This window comes from Streptomyces sp. NPDC055103, from assembly GCF_053607625.1.
The window spans coordinates 24416-31662 of the sequence record NZ_JBSGTX010000087.1 but is presented as its reverse complement, the minus strand read 5'-3'; the positions used below and the strand labels follow the sequence as shown (position 1 = coordinate 31662).

The 7247-nt window shown below is 73.5% G+C and carries 1 protein-coding gene; it reads right to left on the bottom strand.

Annotation, left to right across the window (positions count from 1 at the left end):
* Positions 1 to 34: 34 nt before the first annotated feature.
* Positions 35 to 7078 (bottom strand): amino acid adenylation domain-containing protein, encoded by a 7044-nt coding sequence (locus ACWFR1_RS35540; protein ID WP_453558887.1) that lies wholly within the window; start codon positions 7076 to 7078, stop codon positions 35 to 37.
* Positions 7079 to 7247: the final 169 nt, after the last annotated feature.

Here is a 7247-nt window from a genome sequence, read left to right as displayed (position 1 = left end):
CCCGAGGGCTCCGCCCCGGGAGACGCGGCCGGCGTCACGCCCGGACCAGGCGCTCCAGGACACCGCGCAGACTCTCCGCCAGCGCGGTCAGGTGCGGCTGCTGCAGCATCGTGTGGTGGTCACCGGGGACCGTGTGGAGCTCGAAGCCCTTACGGGCCAGGACGCGCCACGGGCGGGTCTTGGGCCTGCGCGGCCGCTCCTGCGCCGACAGCAGCACCAGCCGGCCGTCGACCGGGCCCGGGCGGTGCCGCAGCAGGGCGCGGGTGTTGGCCTCGAAGACCCGTATCCGGTCCCGCATGTCCTCACGGATGCCTTCCGGGACGAGGGCCGCGCGCTCCAGGAGGTCGAGGAGCGCCTCGTCCTGGCGGTCCGGCGACAGGCCTCGTAGTGCGGCCTCGTCGTAGCGGGGCGCCGGCACGCCCGCCAGGCCGGCCAGATCGTGGACGAAACCGCCGAGGAGCACCGCGCGGTCCGGCAGCTCCTCGCCCAGGTACGGCGGCATGCCGGTGTCCAGCATGACGACCAGCGCGACCGGTTCGCCCGCGGCGGTCAGCTGACCCGCCATCTCCGCGGCCACCGTGCCGCCCAGGGACCAGCCGCCGAGATGGTAGGGGCCGTGCGGCTGCACGGCGCGGATGGCCTCGACGTACCGCGCGGCGAGGGCGGTCAGCGACGTGGTGACCGGGCCGTCGTCGAGGCCCGGGTCCTCCAGGCCGTAGAGCGGCTGCTCGGGATCGACGAGGCGGGCCAGCGGCAAATACGGCACGACGGATCCACCGACGGCGTGGACCAGGAAGAGCGGCGGCCGGCCGCCGGTGGGCTTGATGGGTACCAGCGGCGACCGCTGGGTCCGGTGCGTGCGGGACGGATCGAGCAGCATGGCGGTCATCTCCACGGTCGGAGCCGAGTACAGGTCGCGCATGTCCAGTTCGGCGTCGAACTCCCGGCGGATCTCGGCGCGCAGCCGGGTCAGGTCGAGGGAGGTGCCGCCGAGGTCGAAGAAGTTGTCGTGGACGCCGATCCGTTCGGTGCCGAGCAGTCGGGACCAGACGCGGGCGACGGCGTGTTCGGTGTCGCCGCGCGGTGCGACGTACTCGCCTGCGCGGCTCGGCTCCGGGGCGGGCAGGGCCCCCCGGTCCACCTTGCCGTTGACGGTCAGCGCGATGCGCTCCACGGGGACCAGCGCGGAGGGCACCATGTAGTCGGGCAGCCGGGCCGCCAGGTGCGCGCGGATCTCGCCGAGGTCGTCGAGGTCGCCCGCCGCCTTGGGCACCAGGTATCCGACGAGCCGGTCGTCGCGTACGGTCACGCACGCGCTGTCGACGTGGGGATGGGCGGCGAGGACGGCTTCGATCTCGCCGAGTTCGATCCGGAACCCGCGGATCTTGACCTGCTGGTCGATGCGGCCCAGGTACTCCAGGCCGCCGTCGGCGCGGCGCCTGGCCAGGTCGCCGGAGCGGTAGAGCCGGGCGCCGGGTGTGCCGCCGAAGCGGTCGGCGACGAATCGCTGCGCGCTCAGGTCCGGCCGGTTGAGGTAGCCCCAGGACAGACCGGCGCCGCCGACGAGGAGTTCACCCGGTACGCCGATGGGCGCCGGCTGTCCGGCCGGGTCGACGACCCACAGCGACAGGTCGGGTATCGGCTCGCCGATGGGGCTGGTGTTGGCGTCGAGGAGCTCCCGGGTCAGGGGGCAGTAAGTGACGTGGACCGTGGTCTCGGTGATGCCGTACATGTTGACCAGCCGCGGCCGGTCCTCGCCGTGCCGGTCGAACCAGCGCCGTACGGAGTCGATGTCCAGGGCGTCGCCGCCGAAGATCACGTACCGCAGGGAGAGTTCCTCGGGGCGTTCGCCGTCGACGGCGACGAGCTGTCGGAAGGCGGCCGGGGTCTGGTTGAGCACCGTGACCTTCTCGTGGGCGAGGAGCCGCTGGAAGTCCTCGGGCGAGCGGGTCTGCCAGAACGGCACCACGACGAGCCGGCCGCCGTGGGCGAGGGCGCCCCACAGTTCCCAGACGGAGAAGTCGAAGGCGAACGAGTGGAACAACGTCCACACGTCCCGCTCGTCGAAGCGGTACCAGTCCTGGGTGGCCCGCATCAGGCGGACGACCTGGCCGTGCGGGACGGTGACCGCCTTGGGCTCCCCGGTCGAGCCCGACGTGTAGATGAGGTAGGCCAGGTCGGCGCCGGTCACGGTGACGTCCGGCACCGGAAGGTCCCCGTCGGTGTCGTCGTCCAGGGGCAGCGCGGTCGCGGGCACGTCGGTTCCCCGCTGGGTGACCACCACCGAGAGGCCCGCGTCGGCGGCCATGTAGGCCAGCCGCTGCGCCGGGTAGTCGGGATCCAGCGGTACGTACGCGGCGCCCGCGCGCAGGATGCCCAGGATGCCGACGACGAGGTCCGTGTCCCGGTGTACGCAGAGGCCGACGAGGCTTCCCCGGACGACCCCTCGGGCGGCGAGCCGGGCAGCGAGACGTTCGGCCCGCCAGGCCAGTTCCCGGTAGGTCGTCCGCTCCTCGCCCGCGACCACCGCCACCGCGTCGGGGCGGCGCCGGACCTGTTCGGCGAACAGGTCCCACAGCGAGGCGTCGGCCGGCACCTCGCGCCGGGCGGCGCTCCACCGGTGGAGCAGCGCCGCCTCGTCCGGCGCGGGCAGGACGAAGTCGCCCACCGTGGTGTCCGGGTCCGTCACGGCACGGGTCAGGACGCGGCCCAGGTGTTCCAGGAGCCGGGTGATCCGGTCGCGGTCGAAGAGGTCGGTGGCGTACTCGGCCTGCAGCCGCAGTCCGCCGTCGGCGGTGACGGTGGCGTGGGCGGCCAGGTCGAAGCGGGCGACGGAACCGGCCACCGGCAGCGGTTCGACGGTGACCGGGCCGAGCGCCGGCGCGGCTGCCGAGACCTCGTCGGCGTGCAGGGTGAGGCTGATCTGGAAGAGCGGGTTGCGGCCCGGTTCGCGGGCGGGTCGCAGCTGTTCGACGAGGGTGCTGAAGGGGAGGTCCTGATGTTCGGTGGCGCCCTGCACGGCCAGTTCGCAGCGGCGTACCAGCTCCCGGAAGGTCGGGGCGCCTGCGACGTCGGCGCGAAGCACGACGGTGTTGGCGAAGTAGCCGACCAGCGGCTCGAGTTCAGGGCGGTTGCGGCCGTAGAACACCGAGCCGATGCCGATGTCGTCCTGCCCGGTGTGCCGGGAGAGCACGGTGAGGAACCCGGCCATCAGCACGGACAGCAGTGATCCGCGCTCGGTGTCGGCCAGTCCGCGCAGGGAGGCGCCGAGCCCGTCCCGCAGACGGAGTTCCACGGTGGCCCCGGGGTGCCCGGCGCCGGTACCGCGCGGGCGGTCGGTCGGGAAGTCCAGCTGCGGCAGGGCGTGGAGCTGTTCCCGCCAGTAGCCGAGCTGCTTGTCCAGGACGTCGTCGGCGAGCCAGGTGCGCTGCCAGACGGCGTGGTCGGCCGGCTGGATGTCCAGGGCCGGAAGGGAGGCGTCCTGGTCGGTGTACAGGGTGGACAGTTCGTCGAGCAGGACGCCCGCCGACCATCCGTCGGCGATGATGTGATGGGTGCACAGCACCAGGACGTGCTCGACCGGGCCGAGCCGCAGCAGCTCCGTGCGCAGCAGCCGGTCGGTGGCGAGGTCGAACGGGCGGGTGGCGGCCTCGGCGAGCGCCTCCGGCACCTCGTCCGGGTGGATCGGGGTCACCGCGAGCGGCCAGGCCGGCGGTGCGGGATCGGTCACCTGGACCGGTACGCCGTCCACCGCGACGAACCGGGTGCGCAGGCTCTCGTGCCGGTCGACCAGTCGGCCCAGGGTGCGGGAGAGCCGGTCGACGTCGAGGCGGCCGCGCAGTCGCAGGGCGAGCGGGACGTTGTAGACCGGGGACGCGGGATCGAGCTGGTGCAGGAACCACAGGCCTTCCTGCTGGTACGACAGCGGAGGTGCGGCGGTCCGCGCGGCGGCGGGGATCCGTCGGCGGCCGTCCGGTTCGTCGAGCCGGCCGGCGAGTTCGGCGACGGTGGGCGCCTGGAACAGGGTCGCCACGCCGAGGTCCACGTCGAAGGTGGTACGGATCCGGTTGATCAGGCGGATGGCGAGGAGCGAGTGGCCGCCGAGCGTGAAGAAGCCGTCGTGCACACCGACCCGCGGTACGCGCAGCACCTCGGCGAACAGCGCGCAGAGGGCGCGTTCCCGGTCGTCGCGCGGTGCCACGTACTCCGTGCCGGAGGCGGCCTGGTCGGGGGCCGGCAGCAGCCGCCGGTCGATCTTGCCGTTCGGGGTGAGCGGCAGTTGTTCGAGCGGGACCAGGGCGGAGGGCACCATGTACGGCGGCAGCACCGAGGCCGCCGCGGCGCGGATCCCGGCGAGGTCGGGCGACGGTACGGCGGGCACCAGGTAGCCGACGAGGCGCTTGTCGCCCGGCCGGTCCTCGCGGGCGTGCACATGGGCCTGCGCCACGTGCGGGTGACGGACCAGGACGCTCTCCACCTCGCCGGGTTCGACCCGGAAGCCGCGGATCTTCACCTGGGAGTCGGCCCGTCCGGCGAACTCCAGGGTCCCGTCGGCGCGCCACCGGGCGAGGTCTCCGGTGCGGTACATCCGGGTGCCCGGGGCGCCGAAGGGGTCGGCGAGGAAGCGTTCGGCGCTGAGCCCGGCCCGGCCGGCGTACCCGCGTGCCAGACCGGCACCGGCCGCGTACAGCTCGCCGACCACCCCGACCGGTACCGGCCGCAGCCGGTCGTCGAGCAGGTAGACGGCGGTGTTGTCCATGGGTCGGCCCAGCGGCACGCTGTCCGGCACGGTGTCCGGGTCGTGCAGGGCCGACTGCACCGAGCACATGGTCAGTTCGGTGGGGCCGTACGTGGCGCGGACCCGCAGCCCCGGGTGGCGGCGCAGGACCGCGCGGACCGCGGCGGGGCTGACCACGTCGCCGCCGGTCATCACCTCGCGCACGCCCGCGAAGCAGTCGGGGTCCTCCTCGGCGATCACCTGGAAGAGGCCGGAGACGAGCAGGACGTCGGTGAGGCCGGCGGCCCGCACGACGGTGCCGTCGACATCGCCGACCGGGGCCACGACGACCTCTCCGCCGGACAGCAGGGGCACCCAGATCTCGCAGGTCGACGCGTCGAAGGCGTGCGGTGAGTGCAGCAGCGCGCGGCGGGGCCGTTCGTCCTGCCAGCACCGGTCGCGGGCGAACGCGAGCACACCTCGCTGGGTGGTGACGACCCCCTTGGGCGCACCGGTCGAGCCCGATGTGTACATGATGTACGCGGCCTGCTCGGGGTGTGCGACACCGGCGGGTACGGCAGCGCGGTCGGCCGCCGTGGCCACGAAGCCGGTCACCGTCAGGGTCGCCACCTCGGCGCCGGTCGCGACGTCGTGGTCGCGCAGCGCGTCGTCGACGAGCAGCAGTTCCACGCCGGCCCGGTCCACCATGTCGCGCAGCCGTTCGGTGGGCGCGGTCAGCGGCAGGGGTACGAAGCAGCCGCCGGCCTTGAGCACCGCGAGCATCGACACGATCAGGTCGGCGGAGCGCTGCTGGAGCAGGGCGACCGGTGTCTCCGCCGTCACGCCGAGCCGGCTCAGGCGGCCGGCGAGGAGGTCGCTCCGCCGGTCGAGCTCGGCGTAGCTGAGGCTGCCGTGCTGGTCGGACACGGCGGGCGCGGCGGGAGTCCGGGCGGCCTGCTGGGCGAAGGCCCGGGCGAGTCCGGTCGACGGTTCCGGAAGGGTGGTGCCGTTCCAGTCGCGCAGGAGGGTGTCGCGTTCGCGGGCGTCCAGCAGGTCGATGTCGCGCAGGGCCCGGTCCGGGTCGTCCACGACGGCTTCGAGCAGCCGGACCAGGCGGTGCGCGAACGCCGTGACGGTGTCCCGGTCGAAGAGTTCGGTGCGGTGGACGAGCTGCGCGGACAGCGAGAGCGGGGTGCCGTCCGCGGCGTACCGGTCGGTGAAGGCGACCGACAGGTCGAAGTGCGCCGCGATGGTCCGGTTCCGCAGCTCCGTCACGGTCAGGCCGTCCAGCGTGTACTGCGCGGCGGCGTTGTTCTGCAGCACCAGCGCGACCTGGAAGAGCGGGTGCCGGTTGAGCGCCCGGCTCGGGTTGAGGGCCTCGACGAGCCGGTCGAAGGGCAGCTCGGGGTGGGCGAGGGCGGCGATGTCCGCCTCCCGGGCCCGGGTGAGCAGCTCGCGGAACGTCGGGTCGCCGCCCGTGTCCAGACGCAGCACGAGCGTGTTCACGAAGAAGCCGATCAGGTCTTCGAGGTCCTCCTCGGCCCGGCCCGCGTCCATCGTGCCGAGCGGGATGTCGGTGCCGGCGCCGAGCCTGGTCAGCAGGGCCGCGAGGGCCGCGTGCACGACCATGAACAGCGACGCGTCGGCGTCGCGCGCGAGCCGCAGCAGTCCCGCGTGCAGTTCCGGCGGCAGGTCGAGACGTACCTCGCCGCCGTCGTCGCCGGAGACCTCCGGCCGGGGCCGGTCCAAGGGCAGCGGCAGCTCGTCGGGCAGGTCGGCGAGCCGCCCGGTCCAGTGGGCGAGGAGGTCCTCGCCGTCCGGGCCCTCCAGGAGCTCCCGCTGCCACAGCGCGTAGTCGGCGTACTGGACGGGCAGCGGCTCCCAGTCCGGCGCGGCGCCGGCCCGGCGGGCCGCGTAGGCGGCGCCCAGGTCACGGCCGAGCAGCGCCATCGACCAGCCGTCGCCGACGATGTGGTGGAGCACCAGGTACAGCGTGTGGGTCCGCTCGCCGGTGCGCAGCAGCCACACCCGTAGCGGCAGGTCCGCTGTCAGGTCGAAGGCGTGCCGGGCCAACCGGTCCAGGGTCGCGGGGAGTTCGGGCTCCGTGACGTCCAGTTCGGTGACGAACTCGGCGACCTCCACGGTGTCGCGGACCCGCTGCCACGGCTCGCCGTCGACCTCGGGAAAGACGGTGCGCAGGCTCTCGTGCCGGGCCACCAGGTCACCGAGGGCGGAGCGCAGGGCCGCGGTGTCGAGCGGGCCCTCCAACCGCAGGGCGAGCGGCAGGTTGTAGGTCCACGCGCCGGTGTCGAGACGGTTGAGAAACCAGAGGCGTTGCTGCGCGAAAGACAACGGGAACACGGATCCTCCTGCGCCTGCGAGACATCGACGGTCGTCGGCCGCACACGATAGGTCGGTTCCACGGAAGGCAAGGTCACCGAGCCCGAAAGGGCCTTGTCCCAAGGGGTTTTGGCGGCCCCCTCTAGGGGTTGTCGCACCACTTTCCGTCCGCCCATCATGAGCCACCCCG